Source organism: Exiguobacterium sp. J17977 (assembly GCF_018616375.1).
Lineage (GTDB): Bacteria > Bacillota > Bacilli > Exiguobacteriales > Exiguobacteriaceae > Exiguobacterium > Exiguobacterium mexicanum.
The window spans coordinates 399,761-412,811 of record NZ_JAEQBB010000002.1; the positions used below are offsets into that span (position 1 = coordinate 399,761).

Sequence of the window (13,051 nt, forward strand, 5' to 3'; positions counted from 1 at the left end):
TTGCTTTAAGTTTTCATCTTTTTTTCACATCTACCCCTAGACATCTTCGATTTTTCCTTGTTCCATCTGATAAAGAAACACGAAAAGCTCGGCGATGACCTGATACAGGTCGTCCGGAATCTGCTCTTCAATCTGCAGGGCGGACAAGAGCGACAACAAAGCCGGGTCCTCATGAATCGGCACTCCGCTCGCTTGTGCGAGCGCGAGCATGCGCTCGGCGACGAGTCCGCCCCCTTTGGCGACGACGCGCGGCGACTCCATCGATTGCTCATAGGACAAGGCGATGGCTTGTTTGCGATCGGTCATATGCGTTGGTCCACCTTTCCGAGCGGGGCGAACGTGTCCGGTAGCGCTGTTTCCCGCTTTGCTTCGAACGAGAAGCGCGACAGCTCGTAACCGCTCGCTTCGAGTGCGCGCCCGAGCAATGGTTCATAGGCGTTGACGAACGGACTCAAATCATGTTGCTCGTTGAACACTTTAACCGACACGTACCGCTTCTGGACGAGCAAATCGATGCCCGTCTCTCCATATTTCGGCGTCTCGAGGAATAGAACGATGCGGGCATGGTCGGAGTCGATGACCTCGCCTTTCGGCGCCTCGAGACGGAATCGTACTTGTTCAAACGGTCCTAAATGCGGTATGTGAAATGCTTGAACGACGAACGGCGGGGCCTGCACGGCGTTGAACGTCTCCTGGGTCCGGACGAACTGTTCGAACTTCGGGTCGCCTTTCGCTTTGAACAGCTCGCCGACGAGCTGCTTCACGTCGGCCCCGGCCCCGCTCTCGAGCAGTTGCCGGCCTTGCGCCTGGAGCGGCTCGGGCATAGCGAGCGGCTGACGGGCCATGCGCCCGAGCTCGCTGCCGAGCTGGGCGAGCGGTGACCGCGCTGCTTGTGCGAGCGCTTCGGCTTGTTGCGGCACGACTTTCAAGACAAGCTTCGGCTCGAGCTCCGTGACGACCATCTTGTACGTCACGTTCTCTTTGACGTCGGCGTTCACCCCGACCCGGAACATGCCTTGTGGCAGCTGCATGACCGCCTCGCCGCCAGGCAACAGCTGGAGCACCCGGCCGACGACCGTATTGCCGACGAGCAGGTGCCGTGAATTTTGTTCGGTGACCTTGAACGGCAGGACGCCTTGGTGATCGATGCGCATCGTGTCCCCTCCTACATTTGTTTAATCGGCGCGAACGATTTCCGGTGAATCGGTGTGATGCCGTGTTCCGCGAGGCCGGTCAAATGGTCTTTCGTGCCATAGCCCGCGTTCCGCTCGAACCCGTACCCGGGATAGAGGACGGCGTAATCCTCCATCATGTTGTCGCGAACGACTTTGGCGACGACGCTCGCCGCCGCGATCGAGACGCTCCGCGCATCGCCTTTAATGAGCGACTGCTGCGGGATGTCGAGGTCGAGCCGCATCGCGTCAATCAACAGCGCATCGACCGTTCCGAGCTGTCGGACCGCCTCCACCATCGCCAGTTTCGTCGCCTCATAAATATTGACCTGGTCGATCACGTCGGCGTCGACGATGCCGACCCCGACCGACGCCTCGTCCATGAGAATGCGGTATGCCGATTCCCGCGCCCGTTTCGACATCTTTTTCGAATCGTTCAGGCCGGGGTGATAAAACCCTTCCGGCAAGATGACGGCCGCCGCGACGACGGGACCCGCGAGTGGCCCACGACCGACCTCATCGACGCCGCCGATTAGACTGAACCCTTGGGCCTTCCACTCGTCTTCGAACGCGTGACGGGCCGTATAATCGGCACGTAGGGCATGTTCTTGTGCGAACTGCCGCTCTCGTTGCCGGATGAGCGCCTGGACACCCGCCCGCGGGTCGTCTGTCAACTCGGCCCGCACTTGCTCCCACTCTTCATATCGGACCGTCTGTAACCGTTGTTTAATCGCTTGAATCGTCATTCCGTTCCTCCTATTCAAAAAAGCCCTGTTTGCACAGGACTTCACGCCATGTCATGGTCGGCCGGCGTCTCGAGGGAGACGCGTCCGATTTTCTCATGACGCAGTTCGTTCAATAGTAATTCGCTCGCTTTCTCGAAATCGACGTAGCCGCCGCTGACGAGTCCGCGTTTCTTCCCGATCAATTCGAGCAATTCGACGGCGTCTTCCGGCAGTTGATCGATTTTGAATCGCTCTTTCAACTGGTCCGGATAGCGGGCCGACAGCTCGCGGGCCGTATAGAGCGCGATATCATCAAGGTTCAAGATATCATCCTTGATGGCCCCGGTCGCCGCCAAGCGATAGCCGACCATCTGGTCTTCGAACTTCGGCCACAGAATCCCTGGCGTATCGAGCAGTTCCATCTCGCCGCCTTTCATCTTGATCCATTGCTGACGCTTCGTGACACCCGGACGGTCGCCGGTGACGGCGATATTGCGCCCAGCGAGGCGGTTGATGAGCGTCGACTTCCCGACGTTCGGGATGCCGATGATGAGCGCGCGGATCGGACCGGGGTTCCGGCCTTTCTCACGCATGCGGTCATGCTTCTCTTGCATGAGTTTTTCGGCGCCCGACATGAGTTGCTTCAAGCCTTTGCTATGTTTCGCGTCGACGGCGACGACCTCGATGTCATCGCGCTTCAAGGCGCGGAGCCAGGCGTCGGTGACGACCGGGTCGGCCATATCGGCTTTATTCAAGACGATGAGACGCGGTTTGCCTTCCGTGATCTCATCGACCATCGGGTTACGGCTCGATTGTGGAACACGCGCATCGACGAGTTCGATGACGACATCGATGAGCTTTAACTTTTCTGTTACTTGTCTTCGTGCCTTGGCCATGTGGCCAGGGAACCATTGAATTGCCAAACAAACACCACCTTATTCTTGTACGGTCCCGAAATCGCCGATCGGCCAGAACACGAAGTTCGTTTTGCCGACGACGTCCTCTTTCGGGACAAAGCCGATTTCACGGCTGTCTTTCGAGTTTTGACGATTGTCACCCATGACGAAGTACGAGCCTTCAGGGACGACCGTCTCGCCCGTTACTTGTTCGAGCGTAAAGTTTTCGGTTAGAGGAAAGCCGTTCATCTGTGCCCGGAAATCCTCTAAATACGGTTCTTCGACCGCCTCACCGTTCAAGTAGAGCGTATCGTCCCGATATTCGAGCGTGTCGCCGGGAATGGCGATGACGCGTTTGATATAGTCTTTCGATTCCGTCGCGTGGAAGACGATAATATCGCCCCGGTCGAGCTCACCGACGTAGTTCGAGATTTTGCTGACGATCATGCGATCGGCATTTTGGAGCGTCGGCATCATCGACTCTCCTTCGACGATGACAGGTACAAAGATGAACGTCCGGATCACGAACGCGATGACGAGCGCAACGACGATCGCCTTAAGCCAACTGAACACTTCTTTCAACTTGCCTCACTCCTCTGTCCGTTTGAACTTATTGTACTAGAAAAAAAGAAGCTTGTCGCAAGCGACAAGCTTAATCCCCATCTTAACGACGGATTTCTTTAATACGTGCTGCTTTACCGCGAAGGTTGCGGAGGTAGTAGAGTTTCGCACGACGGACTTTACCGTAACGAACGACTTCGATTTGCGCGACACGTGGTGAGTGAAGCGGGAATGCACGCTCAACACCTACGCCGTAAGAGATCTTACGAACTGTGAATGTTTCGCCGATGCCGCCACCTTTACGCTTGATGACTACGCCTTCGAAGATCTGGATACGCTCACGCGTTCCCTCTACGACTTTAACGTGGACACGTACTGTGTCACCAGGACGGAAAGCAGGTACGTCTGATTTGAATTGTTCTTCTGTGATTTCACGGAACAGTTTTTGTGTGTTCATGAATAGTTCTCCTTTTTCTTCAATGTTCATATCTTCATCTGCCCAAGCATCCAACAGCGGAACATTGGTAATTGGTGGGGTTAACCCACATGCTCAAACATAGCATAAATTGGTCAATCGCGCAACGATTCAATGAATTTTTTATCTGCCTTCGACAGCTCGATCCGCTCGAGCAGTTCCGGCCGCCGGCGATACGTGCGCAGGAGCGACTGCTCCCGGCGCCACTTCTCGATGTTGGCGTGATTGCCCGACAAGAGGACGTCGGGCACTTTCAGACCACGGAAATCCGCCGGACGCGTATAGTGTGGATATTCGAGCAGCCCCGTCGAGAATGAGTCGTCCTCATGGCTCGCCTGATCGCCGAGCACTTCCGGGATGAGGCGGACCGTCGCATCGATCATGACCATCGCGGCAAGCTCACCGCCGGTCATGACGAAGTCACCGATTGACACCTCGTCCGTCGCGAGCTCATCATGGATCCGTTGGTCGAACCCTTCATAATGGCCGCATAAAAAAATCAAATGTTCCTCGGCCGCCCATTCTTCCGCCAGCTGTTGGTCGAAACGGCGCCCGGTCGGCGTCGTGACGATGACGCGGGGACGCTTCTTGTCGATGGCGTCGAAGGCGTCAAAGATCGGCTGCGGGGTGAGCAACATGCCCGCCCCGCCCCCGTAAGGATAATCGTCGACTTTATGGTGTTTGTTCGTCGAGAAGTCACGGAAGTTCGTGAACGCCATCTCGACTTGTCCGAGGGTCCGGGCCCGTCCGACGATGGAATGGTCGAGCGGGGCGAACATCTCGGGGAATAACGTTAAAACATCAATCTTCATCGTCAATCATTCCCGGAATCGGGGTGATGACGACACGTTTCGCCTCAACATCGATGTCGCTCACGACCGATTCGATGTACGGGATGAGAGCGTCCGACTTGCCAGGGCGTTTGATGACCCAGACATCGTTGGCGCCGGTCTCGAAGATATCATCGACGACACCGATGACCTCACCGTCGACGACGGCCTCGCAACCGATAATCTCATGATAGTAAAACTCATGCTCGGGCAACTCGTGGACGTGCTCGACGTGAACGTATAGCTTCATCCCTTTATACTTCTCGACGAGATTGATATTCTCAAGCCCTTTGAACGTCACAAGATGGAACTGTTTGTGCGGACGATACGTCGTCACCTCAAACGGGAGCTTCTTGCCGTCGACGTCCAAATAGAGCGTCTCGCCTTTCTTGAAGCGTTCGGCCGGGAAATCGGTCGCGGCGAGCAACTTCAGTTCCCCTTTCAAGCCGTGGGTATTGGCGATCTTACCTACGTATAACCATTCCATTGTTATGCCTCCTCAAAAAAATGGGCCGACCTCATAAAAGGTCGGCCACATCCTTACTTCGCGTTTTTCGCGTTGTGGAATTTCTCCATGATCCCTGCTTTAGAGAACAAGTTACGTACTGTGTCAGATGGCTTCGCGCCGTCTGCCAACCATTTGAGAGCGAGTTCTTCGTTGATGCGAACTTCTGCTTCTGGTTTTGCAACCGGGTTGTAGTGACCGAGTTGTTCGATGAAACGGCCATCACGTGGTGAACGTGAATCAGCTACAACGATCCGGTAGAAAGGTGATTTGTTTGCGCCCATGCGCTTGAGACGAATTTTAACTGCCATGGTAATATACCTCCATCATGTGTTTAAGAATTGACAACTTTAATAGTATACTGTTTTTTTGCCCGACTGACAAAAGTTTTCTTAGAAGAACGGAAGGCCGAGACCTTTTTTCTTCCCTTTCATTTGTCCTGACATCTGCTTCATGAGCTTTTTCATGTCATCGAACTGTTTGATGAGACGGTTCACTTCCTGAATGGAACGACCGCTCCCTTTTGCGATCCGCTTGCGACGACTCGCGTTGAGCACTTCAGGATTGGAGCGCTCATGCTTCGTCATCGAGCGAATGATCGCCTCGACATGATCGAGTTGCTTCTCGTCGATTTGGACGTTCTTCAACCCTTTCATCTTACCTGCACCAGGTAACATCGAGAGCAATTCATCAATTGGGCCCATATTTTTCACTTGACCCAACTGCTCGATAAAATCATCGAACGTGAACGATGCATCGCGAATTTTGCTTTCAAGCTCCTTCGCGGCATCTTGGTCCATCTGTGACTCGGCTTTCTCAATGAGCGTGAGCACGTCCCCCATCCCAAGAATCCGTGACGCCATGCGTTCCGGGTGGAATGGTTCGAGGGCATCCAACTTTTCACCGAGACCGACGAACTTAATCGGCGCTCCCGTGACTGCCTTGATTGAAAGGGCTGCCCCACCACGTGTATCACCGTCGAGCTTTGTGAGCACGACGCCGGTGATTCCGAGTTTCTCATTGAAGCTGTCGGCCACATTGACCGCATCTTGACCCGTCATCGCATCGACGACGAGGAAGATTTCATTTGGTTTGGCAATCGTCTTCACGTTTTCGAGTTCGCCCATGAGCGTCTCGTCGATGTGAAGGCGACCGGCCGTATCGATCAACACGAAATCGTGATGATTGGTTTTGGCGTACTCGAGCGCTTTTGTGACGATTTCTTCCGGCTTCACTTGGTCGCCAAGTGAGAACACCGGTAAATCGAGTTGCTTGCCGAGTGTCTCGAGCTGTTTGATGGCCGCAGGCCGATAAATATCTGCCGCGACGAGAAGTGGACTCCGGTTATGCTTTTTGCGAATCAAGTTCGCGAGCTTCCCGGTCGTCGTCGTTTTCCCCGCACCTTGTAACCCGACCATCATGACGACTGTCGGTGGTTTTGGGTTAAATGTGATCGGGACGACGTCGCTTCCCATCAAAGTCGTTAGCTCTTCATGAACGATTTTGACAACTTGTTGGCCCGGTGTCAACGATTTCATGACGTCTTGGCCGATGGCCCGTTCTTTCACGTCGTTGACGAACTGTTTGACCACTTTGAAGTTGACATCGGCTTCAAGGAGAGCGAGACGAACTTCTCTCATCATCTCTTTGACATCTGCTTCGGAAATTTTACCTTTCCCCCGCATTTTCGCCAGTGTCGATTGCAACCGTTCGGATAATCCTTCAAATGCCATGCTTCAGCCCCCTACTCTAAATTCTCAAGCGCCGAAATCGTTTCCGTCGCGTCGGGCGAATGCTCGACTTGACGTTTGAGCGTCTGAAGCAGTTGTTGCCGCTGTTCGAATTTCTCGAACAAGGCCAACTTCTCCTCATACTGCTCAAGCATCGCTTCGGTACGCTTTATGTTATCGTAGACCGCTTGACGGCTGACTTCAAACTCTTCCGCAATCTCTCCGAGCGAGTAGTCATCTAGGTAATAAAGAGACATATAGTTGCGCTGTTTCGGTGTGAGCAGTGCTTGATAAAAATCGAACAAGTAGTTCATTCGATTCGTCTTTTCGAGCGACATGACCTCCACCTCCACATGTTAAGTGAAATCCCTTTACAACTACCAATAGTACAGCCGTCCCTAGCTCTTGTCAAGTTTTTTTCTTAACAGAGAAACTTAGGCGAGGTCATCGTTTGTCTGTTGTTTTTCTTCGAAGATGTCCCCGAATAATCCGTATACGAACTGTTCCGGGTCGAACGCCTGCAAATCATCGATTTTCTCGCCAAGCCCGACATATTTGACCGGGATATCGAGCTCGTTTCGAATCGCGAGCACGATGCCGCCTTTGGCCGTGCCGTCGAGCTTCGTCAAGACAATCCCGCTCACGTTCGTCGCTTGTTTGAACGCCTTCGCCTGGACCATCGCGTTCTGCCCAGTCGTCGCGTCAAGCGCGAGCAACACTTCATGCGGCCCGTTCGGCACTTCGCGCTCGATGACCCGTTTCACTTTTTCAAGCTCGTTCATCAAGTTGACCTTGTTTTGCAAACGTCCGGCCGTGTCACAAATCAAGACGTCAACGCCACGTGATTTCGCTGCCTGGACGGCGTCGAACACGACCGCGGCCGGGTCGGAACCTTCGGCTTGACGGATGACCGGGACTCCGACGCGTTCGCCCCATACTTGGAGCTGGTCGATGGCACCGGCCCGGAACGTGTCGCCTGCCGCGAGCATGACCGAACGGCCTTCCGACTTCAATTGATGGGCAAGCTTGCCGATCGTTGTCGTCTTGCCGACACCGTTGACGCCGACGAACAAGATGACCGTCAAGCCGTCTTGCATGTTCAGCTCACGGTCCGACTCGTCCTCTTGGAGTCGCTTCGCCACGACTTCAACGAGCGCGTCGCGGACGGCGACCGGATCTTTCAAGTTGCGGCGCTTCACTTCTTCTTTCAAATCTTCGACAAGGTCCATCGTCGTCGTCACTCCGACGTCCGCCTGGATGAGTAAGTCCTCGAGTTCATCGAAGAAATCCTCATCGACTTCCCGGAACCGATAGACGAGATCGTTGACGGCATTGGCGAACCCGTCGCGGGTCTTCGTCAAGCCATCGGTAAACTTTTGTGACGCTTCTTGCGTCGAGGTCGTCAATTTATCTTTTAGCTTCTTAAAAAAACTCAACTTAATTCCTCCATCTCTTCTTCTGTCTCGACGACGCGCTTCGCTTCAGATAATTCGACCGAAAGCACCTCGGAGACCCCGTTTTGTTGCATCGTCACGCCATAGAGCGTATCCGCCGCCTCCATCGTCCCTTTCCGGTGCGTGATGATGACGAATTGCGTGTCGATCGACAGCGTCCGGATATATTCCCCGAACCGATGGACGTTCGCCTCATCGAGCGCCGCCTCGACTTCATCGAGTACACAGAACGGCACCGGACGCGTCTTCAAAATCGCGAATAAAAGCGCAATCGCCGTCAAGGCCCGTTCTCCCCCTGAGAGCAGACTGAGCGTCTGCAGTTTCTTCCCGGGTGGTTTGGCGACGATATCGATGCCCGTATTGAGCAAGTCGGACTCGTCGACCAATTTCAAATCGGCCTCGCCGCCACCGAACAGTTCGTGGAACGTCTGTTTGAAGTGACCGCGGACGAGCGTATACGTCTCTTTGAACAACCGTGTCACTTCGCGGTCCATCTCGTTGATGATGTCATACAAGTCCTCTTTGGCGCTGACGAGGTCGTCCCGCTGTTCAGACAAGAACATGAACCGTTCATTGACGAGATCGAACTCTTCAATCGCATTCAAGTTGACCGGACCGATTTCCTCGATTTGACGGACGAGCAGTTTGAACTCCTCTTTCGCCTCATCGAGCGGAATCGTGAGCGTCGGTAGCAATTCGAAGACGAGTCCACGTTCATCGAGCGCATCGAGTTTCCACTTCCGTTTCAACTCCAGTTCGTTCACGTCGGTCTCGAGTTTACGGACGTCCGCATCGAGTCGACGGCGCACGTCCGTCGCCTGTTGTTCGCGCTGCCTTAGAATCCGGTACGATTCTTCTTTCGCGTGAAGCTGGTTCACCTGTTGCGTCAGGCGCGCTTTGAGCACGTCCATCTGTTTGACCGCCTCGACATGTTCGAGCTCGAGCTCGGCGGAAGAGACGACCCGGCCGCTCGCCACATGTTCGAGCTCACGCTCGATTTGCTGAAGGCGTGCCGTCTGTTTGGCTACCTCGGCCTCGAGCCGTTCAACTTCCGAGCGGACTCGGTCGAGATCGAGCATGTGCCGTTGGCGATCGAGTTCGTTCTGACGGATGGCTTCTTGCAATTGCCCCGTCGTCGCGGCACCTTTCGCCTGCTCACCACGAAGCGCCTCGAGCTCGGTCCGAATCGAGGCCTGTTTCACATCGGTCGCCTCGAGCTCTTGGGCGAGCCGCGTCAATTCATTCGTCGCGGCTTCAATCGTATGGGCATAGCGGGCCATCTCATGGTCGAACAGTTCAAGTTGCGCCTTGGCGTCTTGTGACACCCGTTCAAGGCTTCGGTACGCCTGTTCCGTCGAACGGAGCGTCTCTTCGGCCTCACGCTTCTTGAGCCTGATTGACTGGAGCGACTCCCGCAAGCGGGACATCTCATCGGTATACGTCGTCACGCGCAACTGTTGCTCATGAAGCATGGCCAGTCCTTGTGTCAACCCTTGCTTCAAGTCGTCGAGTTCACGGGATTGCGTGAACAAGGCGACGCCTTGCTTCCGGCTTCCCCCGGTCATCGATCCGCCAACGTTGACGATGTCCCCTTCGAGCGTGACGATGCGATAGCGATATCCGGTCGTCTGGGCGATCCGGTTGGCCACCTCGAGTGAGTTGGCGACGATGACGGCACCGAGCAGGGACCGTTTCAACTTGTCGAAGGCCGGGTCTGTCTCGACGAGATCGGCGGCGATGCCGACGAATCCGTCGACTGATTCGAGCCGGTGCGCGACTTCACTCGGGACGTAACGTTCCTTCACACTCGTCATCGGTACGAACGTGGCCCGTCCGGCGTTTGCCTTGCGAAGCCGATCGATTTCTCGGCGACCGACGACATCCGTCTCGACGACGATATGTTGTTGCGTCTGACCGAGCGCCGTCTCGATGGCGGCCTCGTAAGATGGGAGAACGCGAATCAATTCGGCGACCGCACCGAGCACGCCCGGTCCCCGTTCTTTCAACACGAATTTGACGGCATGGAAGTAGCCTTCATACGACTGCTTCATCCGCTCGAGCAATTCGATGCGGTCCTCGGTCTTCTGGCGCCGGCGGTCGAGGTCGTGATACGACTGCTCGGCCCGGGCCAGTTTGTCCCGCAGTGTCGTCTCTTGCTCGGTCAAATCGGCTTCTTGTGCGAGCAGCCCTTCCCACGTCGTCCGCGCTTCGTCGAGACGAGCCTGCTCGGCCTCAAGCGAAGCCGTCTGTTCGGTCCGCACATCGAGGCGATCCTTGTTCTCACGCAATAGGCGGGCTTTCGCTTCTTCGGCTTGCTCGATATCACGGCGTTCCCGCTTCTGTTGATTGCTGAGCGTGGCGCGAGTCGTCGCCAGTTCGAACGCCTCGCCTTGGAGCTGTTCGATTTCCGCGTTAAAATCACGTGTCGCTGCCGTCAATTGTGTGTCGAGTGTGACGCGTGCCGATTCGACGGTATGTAACGCCTCGGTTTTAGACGCCAAATTCGCCTCGGCCACGTGCAATTTCTGCGTCAACTGTTCGGTCTCTTCGGCCAACTCGACCCGCTGGCGTTCGAGGCGTTCTTTCGTTTCCGCCCCGTGCTCTTCGCGGGCTTTGGCGAGCTTGATTTCGCCGGTCAACCGTTCCAGTTCGGTCGCCTGCGCCCGTTCATCTTGGTGGAGCGTGTCGAGCGTTTCCCGATCGGCGGCGAGTGTCGCCTCGAGCTCCGTCCGTTCCGCCACAATCGCGGTCAACGCGCCGTCTTGCTCGGCGAGATGGGCGGACGCCGTCCCGAGTTGTTCGTTCGTGCGAGTGATTCCGGTGCCGAGTTCAGTGATCTCGGCGCCGAGAATGCCCGTCTCGAGCTCATCGTGCCGTGCTTTGGCGACTTGATACTCACGGGCGAGTGCGGCTTGCTCACGGAGCGGTTCGACCCGGTCGGCGAGCTCATACAAGATATCGTCGACGCGGGACAAGTTCAATTCGGTGTCCTGCAGTTTCCGTTCTGCTTGTTTTTTACGCTGGCGGTATTTCAAGACGCCGGCCGCTTCTTCGATGACGGCGCGGCGGTCTTCCGGTTTCCCGGAGATGACCTGCTCGACCCGTCCTTGGCCGATGATGGCGAACGCATCACGCGACAGACCCGTATCCATGAACAGGTCGATCACATCTTTGAGTCGGCACGGCTTCTTGTTCATGAAGTAATCGCTGTCGCCGCTCCGCGTGACACGGCGCGTGACGCTCACTTCCTCGTACGGCAGCCGCAAATGGGCGTCTGTATTGTCCAACACGAGCGTCACTTCGGCGACGTTGCGATGGTTCTCCCCTTCACTGCCGGCAAAGATGACGTCTTCCATTTTCGCTCCGCGGAGCGATTTGGCCGACTGCTCACCGAGTACCCAGCGAACAGCGTCCGATATATTTGATTTTCCGCTCCCGTTCGGTCCAACCACGGCTGTGACGCCGGGACGAAAATCCAGTTCAATCCGCTTGGCAAATGATTTAAAGCCAGCGAGTTCGATTCGTTTTAAGTGCATCGTGACCATCCTATCCTCAGTAAGCATTCATTTGTTTATTTTACCACAGTTGCCAGTTCGTCAAAATGCTAGAATCATGCTATTCTAAAAAGAACTGTAGAAAGGGGTACGACCGATGACGAACGAACAAATGATTGAGGAAATTCTCGACAAAATGAATATCATCAACCGCGGCGCCATTAAAGCGGAAGAATATAACCGTGCTGACGCCTCGGCCGTCAAAGAGATTTATGACTATGTGATGAACCGCTCGTCACTGTCCATCTCTGAAGTCGACGGAATCGTCGAAGAACTTGGACAATTGACGTAACAAGATGACACAAAAGGAGTGGACCGTTTGAGCGGTCCACTCCTTTTTTTGTTACAGTCCGGCGTATTGCCGGTTGAATTCGATTAACGCCTCTTTCGCCGCGAGCTGTTCGGCCTCTTTTTTCGACCGACCGATGCCTTCCCCGACGATATCGTCGGACAGACGGGCATGGGCGACGAACTCCCGGCTATGGGCCGGGCCGCGCTCTTCGATAATCGTGTACGAGACCGGGCCGAGCCCTTCACGTTGCACGCTCTCTTGAAGCTGACTCTTATAATCGGTCTGTTCTTCAAACACACCGGCTAAGACTTTCGGAAAAACCGCTTCGGCGAGGAACTGTTCGACTGGTTCAATCCCTTGGTCAAGATAGAGTGCACCGATGTAAGATTCGAACACATCGGCGAGTAACGCCGGACGCTTGCGACCGCCGGTTAACTCTTCGCCTTTCCCAAGCAAGATAAAATCAGAGAAAGCATAGGCTTCCGCGAAGTTGACGAGCGATGGCTCACAGACGATGGCCGCCCGCAACTTCGTTAATTCCCCCTCGGAGCGCTCCGGATACGTCTCATACAAAAATCGAGACACCGTCAACTCGAGCACCGCATCGCCTAAAAACTCTAAGCGTTCATTGTCTTTTTTCAGACCGCGTTGTTCGTTGACGTATGAGGAGTGGGTGAACGCTTGCATCAATAAGTCTTGATTTGTAAATCGAACGGATAACCGTTCTTCAAGTGTCTTGAACTGCTCGAGAATGCGAGACCGTTCGAGCTCATTTCGTCGGCGTCGCTGCGCCGACACTTGACGGTCAAACCGTCGCTTGTCCTTTGTCATAGTTCCCTCCGTGAATAAGCACAAGC

General features: G+C 55.0%; 15 protein-coding genes. 1 reads left to right on the forward strand and 14 read right to left on the reverse strand.

All coding sequences use genetic code 11. The features are described from left to right. Nucleotides 1-36 precede the first annotated feature (36 nt). The 13 genes from KNO58_RS05575 to smc all read right to left on the reverse strand — a co-directional run bounded on the left by KNO58_RS05575 (nt 37) and on the right by smc (nt 11,884). Complete coding sequence (locus KNO58_RS05575) at nt 37-306, reverse strand: EscU/YscU/HrcU family type III secretion system export apparatus switch protein (RefSeq protein WP_214752241.1); 270 nt, start codon at nt 304-306, stop codon at nt 37-39. Beyond that, entirely contained in the window at nt 303-1,154 is an 852-nt protein-coding gene (locus KNO58_RS05580; RefSeq protein WP_214752242.1) for a hypothetical protein, read from the reverse strand. Before KNO58_RS05580 ends, KNO58_RS05575 begins: the two co-directional genes overlap by 4 nt. 11 nt (nt 1,155-1,165) lie before the next feature. Continuing rightward, nucleotides 1,166-1,918 carry a ribonuclease HII gene (locus KNO58_RS05585; RefSeq protein WP_214752243.1) on the reverse strand — a complete coding sequence of 251 codons (753 nt, stop codon included), beginning with the start codon at nt 1,916-1,918 and terminating at the stop codon, nt 1,166-1,168. A 41-nt stretch (nt 1,919-1,959) separates the two neighbouring features. Beyond that, the gene (gene ylqF / locus KNO58_RS05590; RefSeq protein WP_021067103.1) at nt 1,960-2,820 is read right to left on the reverse strand and encodes a ribosome biogenesis GTPase YlqF; all 861 of its coding nucleotides are present in this window, start codon (nt 2,818-2,820) and stop codon (nt 1,960-1,962) included. A 12-nt stretch (nt 2,821-2,832) separates the two neighbouring features. Beyond that, nucleotides 2,833-3,375 carry a signal peptidase I gene (gene lepB / locus KNO58_RS05595; protein WP_214752244.1) on the reverse strand — a complete coding sequence of 181 codons (543 nt, stop codon included), beginning with the start codon at nt 3,373-3,375 and terminating at the stop codon, nt 2,833-2,835. 82 nt (nt 3,376-3,457) lie between these two features. Continuing rightward, on the reverse strand, nt 3,458-3,811 hold the full coding sequence (gene rplS, locus KNO58_RS05600) for a 50S ribosomal protein L19 (protein WP_021067101.1): 354 nt from the start codon (nt 3,809-3,811) through the stop codon (nt 3,458-3,460). A 113-nt stretch (nt 3,812-3,924) separates the two neighbouring features. Further along, the gene (gene trmD, locus KNO58_RS05605; RefSeq protein ID WP_214752245.1) at nt 3,925-4,641 is read right to left on the reverse strand and encodes a tRNA (guanosine(37)-N1)-methyltransferase TrmD; all 717 of its coding nucleotides are present in this window, start codon (nt 4,639-4,641) and stop codon (nt 3,925-3,927) included. Beyond that, nucleotides 4,631-5,146, reverse strand: coding sequence for a ribosome maturation factor RimM (gene rimM, locus KNO58_RS05610; RefSeq protein ID WP_021067099.1), 516 nt, complete (start codon nt 5,144-5,146; stop codon nt 4,631-4,633). The genes trmD and rimM overlap by 11 nt, the downstream gene beginning before the upstream one ends. Before the next feature lie 53 nt (nt 5,147-5,199). Beyond that, nucleotides 5,200-5,475: a 30S ribosomal protein S16 gene (rpsP, locus tag KNO58_RS05615; protein ID WP_021067098.1), complete on the reverse strand. Its 276-nt coding sequence runs from the start codon at nt 5,473-5,475 to the stop codon at nt 5,200-5,202. Nucleotides 5,476-5,556: 81 nt separating this feature from the next. Next, nucleotides 5,557-6,897 carry a signal recognition particle protein gene (ffh, locus tag KNO58_RS05620; protein ID WP_021067097.1) on the reverse strand — a complete coding sequence of 447 codons (1,341 nt, stop codon included), beginning with the start codon at nt 6,895-6,897 and terminating at the stop codon, nt 5,557-5,559. Between the two features lie 11 nt (nt 6,898-6,908). Further along, a complete protein-coding gene (locus KNO58_RS05625) occupies nt 6,909-7,232 on the reverse strand; it encodes a putative DNA-binding protein (RefSeq protein WP_021067096.1) in 324 nt (107 codons plus the stop codon). A gap of 96 nt (nt 7,233-7,328) precedes the next feature. After that, nucleotides 7,329-8,330 carry a signal recognition particle-docking protein FtsY gene (gene ftsY, locus KNO58_RS05630; RefSeq protein ID WP_021067095.1) on the reverse strand — a complete coding sequence of 334 codons (1,002 nt, stop codon included), beginning with the start codon at nt 8,328-8,330 and terminating at the stop codon, nt 7,329-7,331. Next, a complete protein-coding gene (smc, locus tag KNO58_RS05635; protein ID WP_214752246.1) occupies nt 8,327-11,884 on the reverse strand; it encodes a chromosome segregation protein SMC in 3,558 nt (1,185 codons plus the stop codon). The genes ftsY and smc overlap by 4 nt, the downstream gene beginning before the upstream one ends. A 115-nt stretch (nt 11,885-11,999) precedes the next feature. Between smc and KNO58_RS05640 the strand changes: the two genes are divergently transcribed. After that, nucleotides 12,000-12,194 (forward strand): DUF1128 family protein, encoded by a 195-nt coding sequence (locus KNO58_RS05640; protein WP_021067093.1) that lies wholly within the window; start codon nt 12,000-12,002, stop codon nt 12,192-12,194. Nucleotides 12,195-12,245: 51 nt separating this feature from the next. On the opposite strand, the gene rnc is transcribed toward KNO58_RS05640, so the two are convergent. After that, a complete protein-coding gene (gene rnc, locus KNO58_RS05645) occupies nt 12,246-13,025 on the reverse strand; it encodes a ribonuclease III (protein WP_214752247.1) in 780 nt (259 codons plus the stop codon). Nucleotides 13,026-13,051: the final 26 nt, after the last annotated feature.

What these genes read in the sequence shown, in the direction of transcription:
- rpsP (WP_021067098.1), bottom strand. Translation starts at nt 5,475, where the DNA reads ATGGCAGTTAAAATTCGTCTCAAGCGCATGGGCGCAAACAAATCACCT.
- trmD (WP_214752245.1), bottom strand. Translation starts at nt 4,641, where the DNA reads ATGAAGATTGATGTTTTAACGTTATTCCCCGAGATGTTCGCCCCGCTC.
- KNO58_RS05625 (WP_021067096.1), bottom strand. Translation starts at nt 7,232, where the DNA reads ATGTCGCTCGAAAAGACGAATCGAATGAACTACTTGTTCGATTTTTAT.
- ffh (WP_021067097.1), bottom strand. Translation starts at nt 6,897, where the DNA reads ATGGCATTTGAAGGATTATCCGAACGGTTGCAATCGACACTGGCGAAA.
- KNO58_RS05585 (WP_214752243.1), bottom strand. Translation starts at nt 1,918, where the DNA reads ATGACGATTCAAGCGATTAAACAACGGTTACAGACGGTCCGATATGAA.
- KNO58_RS05575 (WP_214752241.1), bottom strand. Translation starts at nt 306, where the DNA reads ATGACCGATCGCAAACAAGCCATCGCCTTGTCCTATGAGCAATCGATG.
- rimM (WP_021067099.1), bottom strand. Translation starts at nt 5,146, where the DNA reads ATGGAATGGTTATACGTAGGTAAGATCGCCAATACCCACGGCTTGAAA.
- rnc (WP_214752247.1), bottom strand. Translation starts at nt 13,025, where the DNA reads ATGACAAAGGACAAGCGACGGTTTGACCGTCAAGTGTCGGCGCAGCGA.
- KNO58_RS05640 (WP_021067093.1), top strand. Translation starts at nt 12,000, where the DNA reads ATGACGAACGAACAAATGATTGAGGAAATTCTCGACAAAATGAATATC.
- KNO58_RS05580 (WP_214752242.1), bottom strand. Translation starts at nt 1,154, where the DNA reads ATGCGCATCGATCACCAAGGCGTCCTGCCGTTCAAGGTCACCGAACAA.
- rplS (WP_021067101.1), bottom strand. Translation starts at nt 3,811, where the DNA reads ATGAACACACAAAAACTGTTCCGTGAAATCACAGAAGAACAATTCAAA.
- smc (WP_214752246.1), bottom strand. Translation starts at nt 11,884, where the DNA reads ATGCACTTAAAACGAATCGAACTCGCTGGCTTTAAATCATTTGCCAAG.